The 18507-nt window shown below is 65.8% G+C and carries 17 protein-coding genes; 4 read left to right on the forward strand and 13 right to left on the reverse strand.

Features of this window, described 5'->3' with window-relative positions; all coding sequences use genetic code 11:
- Nucleotides 1-19: 19 nt before the first annotated feature.
- Complete coding sequence (locus ACSQ12_RS15955; protein ID WP_436066024.1) at nt 20-1291, reverse strand: MFS transporter; 1272 nt, start codon at nt 1289-1291, stop codon at nt 20-22.
- A 128-nt stretch (nt 1292-1419) separates the two neighbouring features.
- Between ACSQ12_RS15955 and ACSQ12_RS15960 the strand changes: the two genes are divergently transcribed.
- The 4 genes from ACSQ12_RS15960 (at nt 1420) to ACSQ12_RS15975 (ending at nt 5109) form a co-directional block, all read left to right on the forward strand.
- On the forward strand, nt 1420-2274 hold the full coding sequence (locus tag ACSQ12_RS15960; protein WP_436066025.1) for a hypothetical protein: 855 nt from the start codon (nt 1420-1422) through the stop codon (nt 2272-2274).
- Nucleotides 2275-2304: 30 nt separating this feature from the next.
- Nucleotides 2305-2772 carry a Fur family transcriptional regulator gene (locus ACSQ12_RS15965; protein WP_011692907.1) on the forward strand — a complete coding sequence of 156 codons (468 nt, stop codon included), beginning with the start codon at nt 2305-2307 and terminating at the stop codon, nt 2770-2772.
- A gap of 26 nt (nt 2773-2798) precedes the next feature.
- Nucleotides 2799-4298 (forward strand): catalase, encoded by a 1500-nt coding sequence (locus ACSQ12_RS15970; RefSeq protein ID WP_436066026.1) that lies wholly within the window; start codon nt 2799-2801, stop codon nt 4296-4298.
- A 175-nt stretch (nt 4299-4473) separates the two neighbouring features.
- A complete protein-coding gene (locus ACSQ12_RS15975) occupies nt 4474-5109 on the forward strand; it encodes a DUF2461 domain-containing protein (RefSeq protein WP_436066027.1) in 636 nt (211 codons plus the stop codon).
- An 85-nt stretch (nt 5110-5194) separates the two neighbouring features.
- Here ACSQ12_RS15975 and ACSQ12_RS15980 read toward each other — a convergent pair whose 3' ends face one another.
- From ACSQ12_RS15980 to ACSQ12_RS16035, 12 genes are all read right to left on the reverse strand, one after another.
- Nucleotides 5195-6067, reverse strand: a complete 873-nt coding sequence (locus tag ACSQ12_RS15980; RefSeq protein ID WP_209742950.1) for an ABC transporter ATP-binding protein — start codon at nt 6065-6067, stop codon at nt 5195-5197.
- The gene (locus ACSQ12_RS15985; RefSeq protein ID WP_436066028.1) at nt 6057-6830 is read right to left on the reverse strand and encodes an ABC transporter permease; all 774 of its coding nucleotides are present in this window, start codon (nt 6828-6830) and stop codon (nt 6057-6059) included. Before ACSQ12_RS15985 ends, ACSQ12_RS15980 begins: the two co-directional genes overlap by 11 nt.
- Nucleotides 6827-7669 (reverse strand): ABC transporter permease, encoded by an 843-nt coding sequence (locus ACSQ12_RS15990; protein ID WP_436066029.1) that lies wholly within the window; start codon nt 7667-7669, stop codon nt 6827-6829. The genes ACSQ12_RS15985 and ACSQ12_RS15990 overlap by 4 nt, the downstream gene beginning before the upstream one ends.
- Complete coding sequence (locus tag ACSQ12_RS15995) at nt 7666-8652, reverse strand: ABC transporter substrate-binding protein (protein ID WP_436066030.1); 987 nt, start codon at nt 8650-8652, stop codon at nt 7666-7668. The genes ACSQ12_RS15990 and ACSQ12_RS15995 overlap by 4 nt, the downstream gene beginning before the upstream one ends.
- Before the next feature lie 103 nt (nt 8653-8755).
- Nucleotides 8756-9361: a TetR/AcrR family transcriptional regulator gene (locus tag ACSQ12_RS16000; protein WP_209742941.1), complete on the reverse strand. Its 606-nt coding sequence runs from the start codon at nt 9359-9361 to the stop codon at nt 8756-8758.
- A gap of 49 nt (nt 9362-9410) precedes the next feature.
- Nucleotides 9411-10958, reverse strand: a complete 1548-nt coding sequence (locus ACSQ12_RS16005) for an amino acid permease (protein WP_436066031.1) — start codon at nt 10956-10958, stop codon at nt 9411-9413.
- 175 nt (nt 10959-11133) lie between these two features.
- Nucleotides 11134-11541 (reverse strand): DUF779 domain-containing protein, encoded by a 408-nt coding sequence (locus ACSQ12_RS16010; protein ID WP_436066032.1) that lies wholly within the window; start codon nt 11539-11541, stop codon nt 11134-11136.
- Nucleotides 11541-12563, reverse strand: coding sequence for an alcohol dehydrogenase AdhP (adhP, locus tag ACSQ12_RS16015; RefSeq protein WP_436066033.1), 1023 nt, complete (start codon nt 12561-12563; stop codon nt 11541-11543). Before adhP ends, ACSQ12_RS16010 begins: the two co-directional genes overlap by 1 nt.
- A gap of 92 nt (nt 12564-12655) precedes the next feature.
- A complete protein-coding gene (exaC, locus tag ACSQ12_RS16020; protein WP_209742932.1) occupies nt 12656-14179 on the reverse strand; it encodes an acetaldehyde dehydrogenase ExaC in 1524 nt (507 codons plus the stop codon).
- A 123-nt stretch (nt 14180-14302) separates the two neighbouring features.
- Nucleotides 14303-15703 (reverse strand): GAF domain-containing protein, encoded by a 1401-nt coding sequence (locus ACSQ12_RS16025; RefSeq protein WP_436066034.1) that lies wholly within the window; start codon nt 15701-15703, stop codon nt 14303-14305.
- 176 nt (nt 15704-15879) lie between these two features.
- A complete protein-coding gene (locus ACSQ12_RS16030; protein ID WP_436066035.1) occupies nt 15880-17334 on the reverse strand; it encodes an FAD-dependent oxidoreductase in 1455 nt (484 codons plus the stop codon).
- Between the two features lie 68 nt (nt 17335-17402).
- Nucleotides 17403-18413: a DNA topoisomerase IB gene (locus ACSQ12_RS16035; protein ID WP_436066036.1), complete on the reverse strand. Its 1011-nt coding sequence runs from the start codon at nt 18411-18413 to the stop codon at nt 17403-17405.
- Nucleotides 18414-18507 lie beyond the last annotated feature (94 nt).

Below are 18507 nucleotides of genomic sequence, written 5' to 3' on the forward strand. Positions count from 1 at the left end.
GACGGCCGGGGCGCCGCCGCTACGGAACGGGATTCCGCGCGTCGTACTTCAGGAAACCCGACTGCAAGTGCGCCACCGTCCACGCCACGGCGATGCACAACAGCCCGCCCAGCAACAACACCCAACCTTCACTCAAAAGTTTAGTGCCGCCGCCGGCCAGCATGTCCCCGATCCGCGGGCCGCCCGCAACCACCACCACAAACACTCCTTGGAGCCGCCCGCGCAGGTGGTCCGGCGTCGCCGCCTGGAGGATGGTGGTGCGGAAGACGGCGCTCACGGAGTCCGCGATGCCGGCAAGGGCACAGCAGAGCGCCGCGGGCAGCAGCCACCACGTCACACCGCCGGCGCCGGAACGCCCGGCCAGCACCACCACCAGTCCGAAGCCGGCGATGGACGCACCCCATCCCATGACGGACCACACCACCGCGCTCCCCTGCCGCCGGATGCCGCCCAGCGGGCCGGAGAAGAGCCCGGCCAGGAACGCGCCCACTGCTGTCGACGCCAGCAGCACGCCCACGGTGGCCTCGCCGCCGCCGATCATCACCGCGCCGATCGCCGGCATCAGGGCCCGCGGCTGCGCGAAGATCATGGCCACGAGGTCGATCACGAACGTCATGCGGAGATTCGGCCGCGTACCCAGGAAGCGGAAACCCTCCACCACGGAGCGCAGCCCGGCCCGGTGTGAGGCTTTCCCCGGCGGCATCGGCGGGAGCCTCAGCAGGGCCCAGAACGCAAATGCGAAGCTCGCCACGTCCAGCGTGTAGGTCCAGCCGAAGCCCACCCAGGCCACCAGCACGCCGGCCAGCAACGGACCGGCCGTCATGCCCAGGCCGAACGTGATCATGCTCAGCGCGTTGGCCGCCGGCAGGAGTTCCTTTCGGACCAGTGCCGGGATAATGGCGCTGCGGGCGGGCTGGTTGATGGCCTGTGCGCCGCTCTGCACGGCCACCAGGACGTAGAGCAGCCACACGTTGCCCAGCCCGAGCCAGGCCTGCGCCGCCAGCCCGGCCGTGGTAAGCCACAGCACGGTGGTCGCCAGCAGGGCAACCTTGCGGCGGTCGTGCGCATCGGCGATGGAGCCGCCCAGCAGGCCTCCGAGCACCAGGGGCACCAGCGCGAAGATACTCAACAGGCCCACGTAGAGGCTGTCCTGCGTCAGCCGGTACACCTCGAGGCTGACCGTCACCAGGGTCAGCTGGCTGCCAAGGTTGGAGACGGCGGATCCGAGCCAGAGCCGACGGAAATCCGGGCTCTCGCGCAACGGAGTGACGTCAGCCAGAAATCTTCCCACCGGGCAACTCTAGCGGCGGGGACCGAGGGATCCGGGCCATTCTGAGCCCGCATGCTGCGGCGCCCCTGAATGCCAGGGACGGCCTTGATAGTCTCGGGCGGGGAAACACTCTGGCGGAAGGAATGCACATGCAGTTGTCCAGACGGCTGCTTTTCGGCTCGGCGGTCTGGGAGGTCACCCGGCCGCGCACTCCGCTGACGGCCGGCCACCTGATGATCCGCCTGAGCAATCCGGCAACGGCACTGGACCACCGGTCGGCGGCCGACTGGCTGCTCTGCCACAACGCTGCCCGAAGGGCACTGGCCGATGTTCTCGGGGCGGACACCTGCACCCTGCTCTTTGCGCATCGCTGGCATGCGCTCGGAGCCGCTATCGGCGAACCTGCCGCGGAATCTTCCACCCCCACGTTCCACCTGTTCGGCCGCTGGGACGGCGAACCGGTCACCCCCGCCTTCCAGCTGTCCTTGCCGGCGCAGCGCCGGAAGCCGGCGCCGGACCAGGAATTGGACAAGTACGACGCCGGGCTCCGCACCGCGCTGCTGAAAGCGGCAACTGCCGCGGTGGACGAGGCGCCGGACGGTACGGCGGACTTCGCGCCGGACGGTACCGGCCCGGAAACCGACGCGGAAACTGTCGCGGAAGCCGACCGGGATGAAGCCGCCCGGGAACAGGAAGCGCCGCTGCCCGCTATCCGCGCCTGGACACCGCCGTCCCCTGCGGGGTCGGACCACACGGTCCTCGCACCGGAACGGACCATCGGTTCCGTGGAGGAGGTGACCCCGCGTGAATTGCTTGCCCTGGCCGCAGCCTTGGAAGCCCTGTCGCTCCGGCAGGCCGTAACCGGCCTCAGCTGCCTTGTGCCTGACACTGCCGTCACCGGCGGCCGGCTTGAACTGCACGCGCTGGGCCGCTCTGCCGGTGAAGCCGTCAACCCGTTTGAAATGTTGCTGCGGTCTCCGGACATTAGCCCGGCCTTATTGTGATTTAGTCATAATAAGTGCTTGAATGGGGCTATGACAGTTCACGAGGCAGGCCAGGATGCATGGGCTGCTGCCCTGCGCGCCCACGGCCGCCGGGTGACCAAACAGCGGCTGGCGGTCCTCACCGCCGTCGAACGCCACCCGCACTCGCCGGCCGAAAGCATTCTTGCCGCCGCGCGTGAAGAGCTGCCCGAAATGACCGCGCAGTCCGTGTACGTGGTCCTCGGTGACCTCACGGACCTGCACATGCTGCGCCGGTTCGAACCGCCACACTCCCCCGCGCTGTATGAGACGCGGGTGGGCGACAACCACCACCACGCCATCTGCATCAGCTGCGGGCGGGTGGAGGACGTGGACTGCGCCGTGGGCCATGCGCCCTGCCTCACGCCGCACTGGGACGAAAATTCCGAGCCGATGACCATCCAGATCGCTGACGTCATGTACCAGGGCATCTGCCAGGACTGCCAGCGCACCCAAAAGCTACCCGCCGAACGAAACTAAGCAAGAAACCCAACCAAAGGAGAAAGATGACTCTGAACATCTCTGCGCCCGCTGTGTCCACCACACAGTCCGGTGCTCCCGTCACTTCCGATGCTCACTCGAAGGCTGTCGGCGCTGACGGCGCCATCATCCTGACCGACCACTACCTGATCGAGAAGCTCGCACAGTTCAACCGCGAGCGTGTCCCGGAGCGCGTAGTCCACGCCAAGGGCGGCGGCGCGTTCGGTAAGTTCACCACCACCGAGGACATCTCCAAGTACACCAAAGCCGCATTCCTGCAGCCGGGCGTGGAAACCGAAATGCTGATCCGCTTCTCCTCGGTCGCCGGCGAGAACGGTTCTCCCGACACCTGGCGCGATCCCCGCGGCTTCGCCGTGAAGTTCTACACCTCCGAGGGCAACTACGACCTCGTGGGCAACAACACCCCCGTCTTCTTCATCCGCGACGGCATCAAGTTCCCGGACTTCATCCACTCCCAGAAGCGCCTGCCGGGCACCCACCTGCGCGACGCCGACATGCAGTGGGATTTCTGGACCCTGTCCCCCGAGTCCGCGCACCAGGTCACCTGGCTCATGGGCGACCGCGGCCTGCCGGCTTCCTGGCGTGAAATGCAGGGCTACGGCTCGCACACCTACCAGTGGATCAACGCCGAAGGTGAGCGCTTCTGGGTCAAGTACCACTTCAAGTCCAACCAGGGCGTCAAGACCATCACGGGCGACCGCGCCGAAGAGCTGGCCGGTTCGGACGCGGACTTCTACATCCGCGACCTCCAGGAGAACATTGCCGCCGGCAACTTCCCCTCCTGGGACCTGCACGTCCAGGTCATGCCGTACGCGGACGCCAAGACCTACCGCTTCAACCCGTTCGACCTCACCAAGGTGTGGCCGCACTCGGACTACCCGCTGATCAAGGTGGGCACCATGGAGCTGAACCGGAACCCGGAGAACTACTTCGCGCAGATCGAGCAGGCCACCTTCGCGCCGTCGAACTTCGTTCCGGGCATCGCCGCTTCCCCGGACAAGATGCTGCAGGCCCGCATCTTCTCCTACGCCGATGCACACCGCTACCGCGTGGGCACCAACCACGCCCAGATCCCGGTGAACCAGCCGAAGAACCAGGTCAACAACTACAGCCAGGACGGCGCCGGGCGTTACCTCTTCAACGCCCCGTCCGTTCCGGTCTACGCCCCCAACTCTGTTGGCGGCCCCGCTGCTGTTGAGCCGGCGGTTGCGGGCGGCGGCTGGGAGAACGACGGCGAGCTGACGCTCTCCGCCCACTCCCTGCACGCTGAGGACAGCGACTTCGGCCAGGCCGGCACGCTGTACCGCGAAGTGTTCGACGACGGCGCCAAGGCCCGCCTGCTGGACACCATCACCGGTGCAGTGGGCGGCGTCAAGACCCCCGAGATCAAGGAACGCGCCATCCAGTACTGGACCAACGTTGACGCCGACCTCGGCGCCAAGCTGCGCGCCAACCTGGGTGCCGGCCAGACCGAATCCGACGCCGAGGCAGCCAACAAGCTGTAGCCTCCCCCGGCGGCGCCCTCGGTGCCGCTGACTGCGATTCACAAGAACACCCCGCCGCGGAACATCCGCGGCGGGGTGTTCTGCTTTTGTGTCGTCTGGGGATCTGACCCGCTGTTTTCCACATACGGGCCCCGGGCCACTGGCCGGGGCGCCGGGGCCGCCTTAGGCTCACTGCATGACCACATTCCAGGGCATCCCCGCCGCAGCCTTCGGCTTCTACGCCGAACTTGAGCAGAACAACAACCGGGAGTGGTGGCTCGAACACAAACCCCGCTACGAATCGCTCGTCCGGGAACCGCTGACGGCTTTGCTGGCCCAGCTGGAGCCCAGGTTCGGTCCCGCGAAAATCTTCAGACCCAACCGGGACGTTCGCTTCTCTCCCGACAAATCCCCTTACAAGACGGCCCAGGGGGCTTTCGCGTCGTTCCAGGAAGGCGTCGGCTACTACCTACAGATCAGCGCCGACGGCCTCCTGGTGGGTGGCGGCTGCCACTCCACTTCCCCTGCCCAGCTGGCACGCTTGCGGAACTCGGTGGACGCCACCGGGACCGGGGAGTCCCTGGAGCAGATCGTGCGCAGGGCCAGCGAGGCCGGCTTCACCGTCGACGGAGAACGGCTGAAAACGGTGCCGCGGGGCTTTCCGCGCGACCATCCCCGGGCGGAGCTCCTGAAGTACAAGTCGGTGTCCGCCAGCCGGGAACTGGGTCAACCGGACTGGCTGTCCACGCCTGCGGCCGTGGCGGAGATCGGCCGCCTCTGGGACGAGCTGCGGCCACTCGTTGAATGGATGGGTCGCCACGCAGCAGCCTGAGAATCGCGACCCCGAGCATTGCGGCCAGGAGAATTGCGACGGCCCGAGGCTGAAACGCCGGACGGCTACGCAGTCGCCGGACGGGCTACGCAGTGTCGGAGGTGGAGGTCGCCGTCGTTGGAGTCTGCGCCGAGGACGAGGCAGCCGCCGGGCGGTGGCCCCTCTTAGCCAGCTGGATCTGCTCATAGACGTGGTGCCGCAGTTCGGTAAAGCGTGGCAGCGAACGGGTGTTCAGCTGGTCACGCTCTGCCGGAAGGTCGATCATGATGTCCTCCTGGATTACCGTCGGAGAGCTGGAAAGGATGATGACCCGCTCCCCCAGGTAAACCGATTCATCGATATCGTGCGTCACGAAGAGCACGGTCACGCCGAGCTTTTTCCATACGACCCGGATCAGGTCTTCCAGGTCGGCACGGGTCTGGGCGTCCACGGCGGCGAACGGTTCGTCCATCAGCAGGACTTCGGGCTGGTAGGCAATGGCCCGGGCGATCGCCACGCGCTGCTGCATGCCACCGGAGAGCTGCCAGGGGTAGGACCGGGGAACGCCGGACAGGCCCACGGCCTCGAGGGCCTCGTCCACCAGCCTGTCACGCTCGGCTTTCGGCATCCCCTGGTTCTTCAGCGGGAGTTCCACGTTGTCGCGAACCCGCATCCACGGGAACAGCGAGCGTCCGTATTCCTGGAACACCACGGCCATCTTCTTCGGCGGGCCCGTCACCCGCCTGCCGTCCAGCAGGACTTCTCCCTCGGTCGGGGCCATCAGCCCGGATATGCATTTCAGGAGCGTGGTCTTGCCGGAACCCGAGGGGCCCACGAGGCATGCCAACTCGCCGGCGCGCAGGTCGAAAGTGAGGTTCCGCACGGCCTCGATGTCGCCGCCGTCGGTCTGGTACACCTTCTTCACCCCGCGGACGGACAGCATGGCTTCCGGAGCTGCCGGAGTCGGGTCAGGCTGCATTTTCTACCTCTTTCTGGCCGTGGTACCAGCGCAGGATGTTCCGCTCCGCCCACTGGAAGATGAACGACATCGCCACGCCCAGCAGGCCGAGCACCACAATGCCGGACCACATCTCCGGAATGGCGAAGGAGCGCTGGAACTGGACGATGGTGAAACCCAGTCCCGAGGACGAAGCAAACATTTCGGAAATCACCATCAGGATCAGCCCGAGCGACAGCGACTGGCGCACACCGGCCAGGATCTGCGGGCTGGCCGAGGGCAGCACCAGGTAGCGCACCCGGGCCCACCCATCGATACCGTAGGTGTGGGCCGAGTCCGAGAGGACCCCGTCGACGGCACGGACACCTTCAATGGTGTTCAGCAGGACCGGCCAGACACAGCCGGAGATGATGACCGCAATCTTCATGGAGTCGGTGATGCCCATCAGCAGGATCAGGACCGGGACCAGGACGGGTGGCGGGATGGCGCGGAAGAATTCCAGCACCGGTTCCAGCAGGGCGCGGAGCCACCTGATCGAACCGATAAGGACCCCGCCTACGACCCCGATCACGATCGCCGCGACGACTCCGACCAGGAGCCGTCCGATGCTGGGCAGCACGTCTGTGAGGAAGCGCTCGCCGAACCAGACCTTGCCAAACGTTCCGACCAGGCTGGCCGGTGTGGGGACAAAGAAGTTGACCGCCCCCAGGGTGGAGGACCACCAGATCAGGATCAGCAGTACCGGCAGTCCCAGCAGGTAGCCAAGGGTCTTCAAGGCCTTCATACGATCACCTCGGAACGGACCGACGAGTGCCAGGCCAGCGTCTTCTTCTCAATGAAGCGCATCAGGATATTGATCAGCACGCCGATCAGGCCGGTGGCCAGCACCAGGGCATACATGCCGGAGATTGCGCCGCCGGACTGGGCAAGGGCGATCTCCCGGCCGAGTCCCGGGGATCCGATCACCAGTTCGGCCGTGATGGCCAGGACCAGCGCCACTGCGCCGGCGAGCCGCACCCCGGTCATCAGGTAGGGCAGGGCCGTGGGAAAGACGACGTACCGGATGCGCGCCATCCTGCCCAGCCCGTAGGTCTTGGCCGTGTTGTTGGCGACCATGTCGACGTCGGCCACGCCGTAGAGGACCTGGATCAGGACCTGCCAGAAGGACGCGTACACAATCAGCAGCAGCGACGATTCGATCTTGACGCCAAAGAGCAGAACGGCCAGCGGGATCAGGGCCACCGACGGGATCGGGCGGAGGAATTCAACCGTCGAATTGGTGGCCTTCCGGAGGAAGTTGCTGGAGCCGATGATGAAGCCGAGCAGCACGGCAGCCGCCACCGCTATCAGGAGGCCCAGGAACCAGGCCTTCATGGTCTCGCCGACCGCAACCCAGAAGGCGGTGAGCCCGAGGTCGACAACCAGGGCGGCAATGACCTCACTCGCGGGCGGCAGGTAGCGTGCATCGATGATGCCGAGCCGGGGAATCAGCTCCCAGGTGACAAGGAACCCCAGGATCCCCGCGACGCCCAGCAGTTGTTTTGTTGGTACCTTGCGGACCCGCCGGTGGTGCCGCTCGCCGCGTGGAGCGGCACCACCGGAGGTGAGGGCCGGTGAACTCACGGGAGGAGTTCGTCTGCGTTCGGAGCCTTGGTCAACGTGCCGAAGCTGGCAGCAGCATCGCCGAGGGTCTTGAACGCGTCCTTGTTGAATTCAACCCGGTACCGCGGCAGCACGATCTTGGCCCGGGCAGCCTCGTCGATCTTCGTGTAGGTCCCCACGATGTCGCGGACTTCCTGCGGGTGCTGCTGCGCATATTCGAGCGACTTGTTCATGGCGCGGGTGAACTTCTGCGTGAGCTCAGCCTTGCCCTTGATGGTGTCTCCCTTGGTGAAGTACCCGGCGATGTCCAGCTCCGGGCTCATCTCGACGAAGTTCCAGGAAACCACCTTGCCGCCTTCAGCCACGGCCTTGGACAGGAAAGGCTCCAGGATCCACGCCGCATCAACCTGCTTGTTGGCCAGGGCCGCCGGGGCGTCGGGGAAGGCCACCTCGACGAACTTCACGCTCTTAGGGTCACCGCCGTCCTTTTCGACAACCGACTTGATGGTGGTATCGCCGATATTGGAGAGGTTGTTCACGGAGACGGTCTTGCCGGCAAGATCTTTCGCGGACTGGATGCTCGAGCCTGCCGGGACAACGACGCCGCCGATGTCCTTGCCCTTTTCGCCGGTGGTGGAAGCACCATTGGCGACGAATTTCAGGTCAAGGCCCTTGTCCTTGGCGACCATGACCGAGATCAGATTGGAGAACGCGAAGTCGAAACTGCCACTGACGACGCCGGGGACAATCGCCGCGCCGCCCGTTGCGGTCTGGATGTCCAGCTGGAGGCCCTCTTCCTTGAAGAAGCCCTGCTTGTCCCCGAGGTAGATAGGGGCGCAGTCGACGATGGGAATGACACCGACGCTGACCTTGGTCAGGTCCGAACCTCCACCGGCGGTGCCCGTGGCAGTTCCGCCTCCCGTGGAACTGGGCGAGCCACTTCCGCAGGCCGACAAACCCAGAACAGACGCGGCTGCCAGAACGGCAATAAGACGACGTTTCATGTTCACTCCCTTGTGAGGTCCACCACATCTACTTAAGGCTCATTGTTACAGCTCTGAGACGGCGGGGTAAGGGCCTGCTGCCCCCTGTTGGCCCCGAAGGAGGTCAGACGTGCTGGCCTTCCGTGGCCAGGCGGTGTTCAAGGTTGGAAAAGAACACGGCCACCATCAGCTCGAAGGCCTTCGTCGCTTCCTCGGGCTGGTTCATCACCACAAAATCGAACTGGAGGCCGTAGAAAGTGGAGGTGAAGAGGCGGGCGTCGGTGTCTGCGTACTCCGGCCGGATGCCCTGCACCACCAGCCAGTCGCGTGCTTTCTCGTGGAGCATGCGGAAATGGTCCTGGGCCGTCCCGCGGGGCGAGGCCGCCACAACGTCCTGCGCCGTGGCCTCGAACTCAAGCCTGGCGAGGTGGCGGTTGCGCTGGGCCATGGTCCACTGCCAGGACTCCATCAGGAAGGACCGCCACGCTTCCCGATCGATGTCACGCACGTCGGTGGTGCGCATGCTGTCCAGCCTGGATTCGATGGAGCGGATGATCTCGTTGACCAGTTGTTCCCGGTTGCCGAAGTGGTAGACCAGCACGTACGAGCTGATGCCCAGGCCCTCCGCGAGGCTCCGGAAGGTGAGCTCGGCCAGGGTCTTGTCCATCAGGTAGTCCTGAATGGCGGACAACAGCTCCACCTTGCGTTGCGGTTTAACAGCTCTGGCCATGACTCCATCTTATGGAGTCATGGCCAGTGCGGATTCCGGGGTCCGGAGGTCAGGGGCGGGTGAGCGCGTCCTCGTCCTTGTCCCCCGCTGCCTGCGGGACGCCATTGACGGCGGCCTTGGCCTCAGCGAACTTCTCGTTCAGCCGGGAGTGCCGCTGGCCGTAGGCGAAGTAGATCGCCACACCGATGACCAGCCAGATGGCGAAGAAGATCCAGGTCTCCACCGCGAGGTTCGTCATCAGGTACAGGCACAGGAGGGCGGACACTACAGGGAGAACCTTGCCGAACGGCACGCGGAATGCCGGCTTCAGGTCCGGGCGCTTCTTCCGCAGGACCAGGATGCCCAGGCTCACCATCACGAAGGCGGACAGCGTGCCGATGTTGATCATTTCCTCCAGCAGGTCCACATTGGTCAGGCCGGCCACGAGGGCCACTGCCGCGCCGCAGATCACTTGGAGGCGGACCGGCGTCGCACGGATGGTGCTGGTCTTGGACAGCGAGCGCGGCAGCAGGCCGTCGCGGCTCATCGCCAGGACCACCCGGGACAGGCCCATAAGCAGCACCATGATTACCGTGGTGAGGCCCACCAGGGAGCCGAAGGCGATGACCTTGGCGGCGTCAGTGTTGCCCACGGCTTCGAACGCGGTAGTGAGGGTGGGGTTCTTGGCTTCGGCCAGCTGCGTGTAGGACACCATTCCGGTGAGGGCGAGCGATACCAGGATGTAGAGAACGGTGACGATGGCCAGGCCGCCGAAGATGCCGCGCGGCAGGGTCTTCTGCGGGTTCTTGACCTCTTCGGCCGAGGTGGCCACAACGTCGAATCCGATGAAGGCGAAGAAGACGAGCGCCGCGCCGGCGAAGATGCCCAGCGTGCCGTACTGCGCCGGGACGGCTCCGGTAAGGAACCCGAAGAAGGACTGCTTGAGCACGTCGGCGGTGCCGGAGGCTGCGGTGGGTTCGGAAGCGGGAACGAAGGGCGAGTAGTTCTCGAACTTCACGTAGCTGAAGCCCACCACGATAACGAACAGCACCACGGCGATCTTGATGAGGGTGAAGATATTGCCCACGCGGGCGGACAGCTTTGTCCCCAGCACCAGCAGGACGGTGAAGACGGCCACGATCAGGAAGGCACCCCAGTAGAGGTCGATGCCGCCGAGCGAGATGGAGGGCGGAATGTCCACGCCCATGAGCGCAAAGACCTTGCTGAGGTAGATGCCCCAGTACTTGGCGATCACCGCACCTGCCGTAAAGAGTTCCAGGATGAGGTTCCAGCCGATGATCCAGGCCAGCAGTTCACCCATGGTGGCGTACGTGAAGACGTAGGCGGAACCCGCGACCGGAATGGCCGTGGCAAATTCTGCGTAGCACATGATGGCCAGCGCGCACGTGACGGCGGCAATGGCGAAGGAGATCGTCACAGCGGGGCCGGCGAAGTTCGCAGCGGCCTTGGCGCCGACGGAGAAGATCCCCGCGCCGACGGCAACGGCGACACCCATGATCATGAGGTCCCACGTGCTCAAGGAACGCTTCAGCTTGCGTCCGGGTTCATCGGCGTCGGCGATCGACTGCTCGATGGATTTCGTCCGGAAAAGGTTCATAGGAAAGTCCACAATCTCGATAGCTTGCTGGAAACAGACTTATCAAGAGTAGTGTCCATCCAGTGGACGGTCACATTTATCCCAGATAGTGAGACGCCTATCGGGGTGGACGTACGGTTGGGGCCCCTCGCCGGAGGGGCCCCAACCGTACGTTCGCGCTGGTGGACGCTGGCCCTCAGGCCGGCCAGTCCATCAGTGTTGACCGGATCAGGAACCGCTTGCCTTCCGGTGCCTCCACCGAGAAGCCGCTTCCCCGGCCCTGGACCACGTCCACGGTCACGTGGGTGTGGCTCCAGTAGTTGAACTGCTCCCTGGACATCCAGAACTCGAGCGTCTTCGGCTCCACGCCGTCGGCGATGTCGAACAGCCCCAGGAGCACATCCGCCTCGGCGGTGATGAAGTCCCCCGCCGGATAGCACATGGGCGAGGAGCCGTCGCAGCAGCCGCCGGACTGATGGAACATCAGCGGGCCGTGCTGGTCCCACAACTTCCGCAGCAGTTCCACGGCCGACCCGGTGAGCGCCACCCGGGAGAAGTCCTCCCCGGGCAGCGTCACAGCGGCGTCCAGCCTCGCCTGTGTCATCAGTACTTGATGACGACGCGGCCGTCGATCTTGGCGTGTTTCATCTCGTCGAGAACCGCGTTGACTTCCGAGAGCTCCCGAGTGGACACCGTGGGGTGGATCTTGCCCTGTGCGTAGAAATCCAGGGCTTCCTCCAGGTCCTGCCGGGTGCCCACGATCGAGCCGCGGACGGTCAGGCCCTTGAGCACAATCTCGAAGATCGGTGCCGGGAAGTCGCCCGGCGGCAGGCCGTTGAACACAATGGTGCCGCCGCGGCGGGCCATCCCGATGGCCTGCCCGAACGCTGACGGGTGCACCGCCGTGACCAGGACTCCATGGCAACCTCCGGTTTCCCGCTGGATGACTTCAGCCGGATCTTCGTGCAACGCGTTGACGGTGAGCTCGGCGCCGTGTTTCTTGGCCAGGGCGAGTTTGTCGTCCGCGATATCCACGGCGGCCACCCGCAGGCCCATGGCCACGGCGTACTGGACGGCGATGTGGCCCAGGCCGCCGATGCCCGAAATGGTGACCCACTGGCCCGGCCTGGCCTCGGTCATCTTCAGTCCCTTGTAGACCGTGACGCCGGCACAGAGCACCGGGGCCACCTCCACGGGGTCGGAACCCGCCGGAATCCGGGCGGCGAAGCGGGTGTCAACGAGCATGTACTCGCCGAACGAGCCGTCCACGCTGTAGCCGGCGTTCTTTTGCGCTTCGCAGAGGGTTTCCCAGCCCGTGCGGCAGAACTGGCAGTCGCCGCAGGCGGACCAGAGCCAGGCGTTGCCCACAAGGTCTCCGACGGCCAGGTCGGTGACACCCTCGCCGAGGGCGACCACTTCGCCCACGCCTTCATGGCCGGGGATGAACGGCGGTGTCGGCTTGACCGGCCAGTCACCTTCCGCGGCGTGAAGGTCGGTATGGCAGACCCCGGTGGTGATGACCTTGACCAGCGCCTCGCCGCGGCCCGGAGTGGGAACGGGGAGGGACTGGATCTGGAGGTCTTTCCCGAATTCGGTTACTACGGCTGCTTGCATTGTCGTCGTCATTGGCGAAATCCTTGCGTCGTTGAAGCATTGCGTGGGTGGAGCGGGCGGGGACGGATCGGTACAGATCCGTCCCCGCCCGGGTTCAGTGCGGCTTAGAAGAAGCCGAGCTTGTTTTCGTTGTAGCTGACCAGGAGGTTCTTGGTCTGCTGGTAGTGGTCCAGCATCATGGAGTGGTTCTCACGTCCGATGCCGGAGGACTTGTAGCCGCCGAACGCGGCACCGGCCGGGTAGGCGTGGTAGTTGTTGACCCACACTCGGCCCGCCTGGATTTCACGCCCGGCGCGGTACGCCACGTTGCCGTTGCGGGACCAGACGCCGGCGCCGAGGCCGTAGAGGGTGTCGTTGGCGATGCCCATGGCGTCGTTGTAGTCGCTGAAGCGCGTCACGGAAACCACCGGACCGAAGATCTCCTCCTGGAAGATCCGCATCTTGTTGTGGCCTTCGAAAACGGTGGGCTGGACGTAGAAGCCGCCGGCAAGGTCGCCGGGGAGCTCGGCGCGGGCGCCGCCGGTAAGCACCTTGGCGCCCTCCTGCTTTCCGATGTCGATGTAGGAGAGGATCTTCTCGAGCTGGTCGTTGGAGGCCTGGGCGCCCACCTGGGTTTCGGTGTCCAGCGGGTTGCCCTGGATCATCTTCTCCACACGCGCCACGGCATCGGCCATGAAGGAGTCGTAGATGTCCTCCTGGACCAGGGCGCGGGACGGGCAGGTGCAGACCTCGCCCTGGTTGAACGCGAACAGCGCGAAGCCTTCCTGCGCCTTGTCGTAGAACGCGTCATCCTTTTCGGCAACGTCGTTGAAGAAGATGTTCGGGCTCTTGCCGCCCAGCTCCAGGGTGACCGGAATCAGGTTCTGGCTGGCGTACTGGCTGATCAGGCGGCCGGTGGTGGTTTCACCGGTGAAGGCGATCTTGCGGATCCGGGGGCTGGAGGCCAGCGGCTTGCCGGCTTCGACGCCGAAGCCGTTGACCACGTTGATGACGCCGGCGGGAAGGATGTCGCCGATGAGCTCCATCAGGACCAGGATGGACGACGGCGTCTGCTCGGCCGGCTTGAGGACCACGGCGTTGCCGGCGGCCAGGGCCGGGGCGAGCTTCCAGACGGCCATGAGGATGGGGAAGTTCCACGGGATGATCTGGCCCACGACGCCGAGCGGCTCGTGGTAGTGGTAGGCCGTGGTGTCGTCGTCGAGCTGTGACAGGCGGCCTTCCTGGGCGCGGACGGCGGAAGCGAAATAGCGGAAGTGGTCGGCAGCCAGCGGAATGTCCGCGTTGAGGGTTTCGCGGATCGGCTTGCCGTTGTCCCAGGACTCGGCCACGGCGAGCATCTCGAGGTTCTCGTCGATGCGGTCGGCGATCTTGTTCAGGATGGCTGCGCGCTCGGCAACGGAGGTCTTGCCCCAGGAGGGTGCGATCTTGTGCGCGGCGTCCAGGGCCAGCTCGATGTCCTCGGCCGTGCCGCGGGCCACCTCGCAGAATGCCTTGCCGGTGACCGGGGTGATGTTCTCGAAGTACTGGCCCTTGACGGGAGCCACCCATTCGCCGCCGATCCAGTTCTCGTAGCGGTCCTTGAACGTAACCTTCGAACCTTCGGTACCGGGCTGTGCATAGACAGTCATTGCTAGCTCCTTTGCTGTGCAGATGATCAGCGGCCTGTGCTGGCGGCCGCCGTTGCATTCAGCGTAGGAGCAGGGAGGTTGCAGTCAGGTTGCAACGCAGTGATCCAGCTCACGTCTACCGGGTCAGGCGCTGAGTTCGGTTTCCAGCCGTTCGAGATCGGCGACGACGGCGGCCCGCTTGGGTGAGCGCGCCGGCAGGAGCTTCAGCGCGGCGAGGCGGACGCCGACGTCGTCCTTTGCTTCCGGCAGTTCCGCGTACTTCAGCAGCGCATCAGCGCTGCCGTCGGTGAGCACCGCTTCGCGCAGCAGTGAGGAGACACGGTCCCGGAGTTCCACGATGCCCGGAGCTTCGGACCGCGGCAGCACAGCGCCGCGGTAGATCTCCAGCGCGATGCGGTGGGCGCCGCGCTGCAGGCAGTTGAGGACCTGGCTGGAATCCGGCATCAGGTCCATGGGCAGCCGGTACGGGCGCGAGCCGGGGACGGCTTCCGGGCTGAGCTGCTGCAGGACCTTGCGCAGCCGCACCATCTCCGGGCGCAGCGTCATGGACGAGCCGTCTCCCGGGTAGAGCAGGGTGCAGAGTTCCTCCGCGCTCAGCCCGTCCGGATGGACGCTGAGGAGGGCAAGGATTTCGCTGTGCCGGGCCGAAAGCGCCACGGTGCGGCCTTCGATGCTGAGCAGGGCCTGGTCCCGGCCCAGGAGCTGGAGGCTGTTGCGGTAGAGGCTGCCTTCCGCAGCGGAAGGTGTCCGTGAAGCGGAAGCCTGGGTCCGCCGTCGTGCGGGCGCTGCCTGGCGCGCGGCCGCCAGCTGGAGCCGCTCCACGCGCAACTGGGCCTGCGCGGCCGCAACCGTTGCCTCCACCAGCGACAGCGTGTGGGGCGCGACGGCGGACTCGGTGCCGGTGATGTCCACAACACCCAGCAGTGCGCCGGAATCAGGGTCGTGGAACGGCACGGCCGTGCAGCTCCACGGGTGGACGGAACGCTTGTAGTGCTCGGCGCCGGCAATCTGGATGCTGCGGCCAAGGGCCAGGGCGGTGCCCGGGGCGCTGGTGCCCACGCTGGCCTCGGACCAGTCCGCGCCCGCCACGAACATCATGCCTTCTGCCCGGCGCTGCATCACGGCGTCGCCCTCCACCCACAGGAGGCGGCCCACTTCGTCGCCCACGGCAACCAGCAGGCCGCTGTCGTGGCTGGGCAGGACCAGGAGTTTGTGGATGACGGGCATGATGGTGGCCAGGGGGTGCTGCCGGCGGTACTCCTCGAGCTCTTCCTGGTCCAGTGCCAGGGGCGCCTCGGGGTTGTCCGGGTTCGCCCGGAACTGGACGGACCGCTGCCAGGACTCCTCCACGAGGCTGCGCAGTCCGGGCACGCGCACTCCAGCCGGGCCACCGGCGCTGCCCGCCCCCAGCGGTCCCGGCCCGGCCAGCAGCTCATGGCCTGCCAGGGCATCGCGCTGGAGCAGTGCCGCAGCGTCGTTCCTGTCTGCGGTGCCCGCAACAGCCGGCTGCATGATGTTCCTCATTGGACTCCCCTGCCGGCACAACAGTGTGCCAGGCGTGACGGCATGCCGAAGTGGCTTGGTCCGGACAGTCTAGTTCCCGCCCGGCCGTGCCGCCACAGGAGTTTTTGTCCAGATAATGGCCTTTTAGGGCCCCGGAAGTCGCGATAGGTGGACAAAAACTCCTGCGGAGCGAGGGATTAGTCTTCGGCGCTGCGGGAGATGCGGATCATTTCCTCACGCGGCACAACCTTGATGCGTTCACGCACGACGCCGGTGTCCGCTTCTGATTCGGTCCACGCCTTCCCGAGGGCTGCTTCGTGCGCGTCGAGCCTGTTCCAGCCTTCCCAGGTGGTGTATTCCACGCCGCGCTCCTCGAGCAGGGCGATGATGGCGTGCGGGTCCGGGTTCTGTGCCGGCGGCAGCGTCAGCCGGTCTTCGAGCAGGCAGCCGATGGTCTCCAGGGCGTCGCCCTTGGTGTGCCCGATCAGGCCCACCGGCCCGCGCTTGATCCAGCCGGTGGCATAGATTCCCGGAACGGGGTTGCCGTCGGCATCCAGCACGCGGCCGCCCTCGTTGGGAATCACGCCGGCCCTGGCGTCGTATTCGAGTTCCTCCAGCGGCGAGCCGTGGTACCCGATGGCCCGGTAGACGGCCTGGACAGGGTAGTCGATGTACTCCCCTGTGCCCTTGACGTGGCCGGTGCCGTCCAGCTGCATCCGCTCAAACTTGATGCCCGCCACCTTGCCGGTGCCCGCCATATTGCCGGCGGCGTCGTAAATCTCCACCGGGCTGTGCAGGAAGTGCAGGTGGAGCCGCCGTGAGGACGGCACCTCGGCCTCCGCGTGCTCCTCGACAAGCCAGTTGGTCATGGTGTTGACCATGGTCTTGGTCTGGTTGTTGGTGCGGATGGCTTCTTCGGAAGCTTCATCGAATTCGAAGTCCTCCGGGTAAAGCACAATGTCAACATCCCTGGCGTGGCTCAGTTCGCGCAGTTCCAGCGGGGTGAACTTCACCTGGGCCGGGCCGCGGCGGCCGAAGACGTGTACGTCAGTAACCGGGGACTTCTTCAGCGCCCGGTAGACGTTGTCCGGGATTTCCGTGGACAGCAGCTCGTCGGCGTGCTTGACCAGCATGCGGGCAACGTCCAGTGCCACGTTGCCGTTGCCGATCACGGCGATTTCCTTGGCATCGAGCGGCCATTCACGCGGCACGTCGGGGTGGCCGTCGTACCAGGAGACGAAGTCCGCGCCGCCGAATGAGCCTTCAAGCTCGACGCCGGGAACGTTGAGGTCTGCGTCCTTGATGGCCCCTGTGGAGAAGATCACGGCATCATAGAAGGCTCGGAAATCGTGGAGTTTCAGGTCGCGGCCGTACGTCACGTTGCCGAGGAACCGGATGTCGCCCCGGTCCAGGACCTTGTGCAGGGCGTTGACGATGCCCTTGATGCGCGGGTGGTCCGGGGCCACGCCGTAACGGATCAGGCCGTACGGGGCGGGGTAGGCCTCAAAGAGGTCGATGCTGACTTCGAAGTCGCCGTCTTTGACTTCGTTGGACTTGGTCAGGATGTCCGCGGCGTAGACGCCGGCCGGTCCGGCGCCGACGATCGCGACGCGGAGGGGACGTTTGGGAGTGGTTTCGGCCGAATTGGACACCGGGAGCCCTTCTGGAACTGAGAGACTGCGCCAGGTCACTTAGCGCACAATTCCCCCATTCTAATTGCTCAGCCCGCTTTCTTCGGGGAGCTGTTGATGGATACGACGTCGCCTTCGCGGTACAGCATGGCGCGCAGTTCCGCTTCCGCCGAACCGGTCCGGCGGGGGTCGATGGTCTCCCCCGCGGAAAAGTGATCCAGCAGCCGCGGATCCACGTAGCTCTTCCGGGCGATCGACGGCGTGTTCCCCAGCACCGCGGCAGCGTCCTGCATCGCCAGGCTGATGGCGCGTTTCTTCGCGGCCACTGTTGGCTGCGGCCCGGTCCGGGCCAGGCTGACGGCCGCCGCCACGGTGCCGCGGAGGGTGCGGAAGTCCTTCGCCGTGAAGTCCGCGCCGGTGCGTTCCTTGACGTATTCGTTGATTTCCGCGCTGCCCACGGGGTGCCAGCTGCGCCCGTTCTTGTACGCCAGCAGCCTGGCGTTCCCGCCGCGCCGCTTGAGCGAGCGGACCAGGGCGGCGAGGTCGGCGTCGTCGATCTCCGAGTCCCAGGTCTTCCCGCTCTTGGCGGGGAAACTGAGCCGGAGGTTCTCCTGCTTGACCTTCACATGGGCGCACAGCAGGGTGGCCAGGCCGTGGCTGCCGTTCTCGTTGGTGTACCGCTCCGATCCCACCCGCAGTGAACCGCTGTCCAGCATCCTGAAGGCACCCGCCAGGACGCGTTCGCGCGAGAATCCCTCGCTCCGGAGGTCCATGGTGACCAGCCTGCGCGCGGTCGGCAGGGATTCGGCGAGCTGGAGGGCACGGTCGAACTTGAGCCGGTCCTTCTTTTCCCGCCAGGCCGGGTGGTAGATGTACTGGCGGCGGCCCACGGCGTCGAGCCCGGTCGCCTGGATGTGCCCGTTGTCGTAGGGCGCGATCCACACATCGGTCCAGGCCGGCGGGATGCCGATGCTTTCCAGCCGCTCCCGCACGGGGCCCGGCGGAAGGGTGGAACCGTCAAGGTCGCGGTACGTGAAGCCGGTTCCCGCGGCCAGGCGCCGGTAGCCCCTGCCCGAGGCGTTGCTGTGGCGGAGCCTCATCGTGCGGCCCGCTCAGGATGCGAATTCATAGTGGTAAGCGTACTGACTACCGCAAGTCCCCGGGATACCGCTCGCGGGGAATCCGTGCCGTGTT

The sequence above is a fragment of the Arthrobacter sp. LjRoot14 genome, assembly GCF_964253905.1.
Lineage (GTDB): Bacteria > Actinomycetota > Actinomycetes > Actinomycetales > Micrococcaceae > Arthrobacter.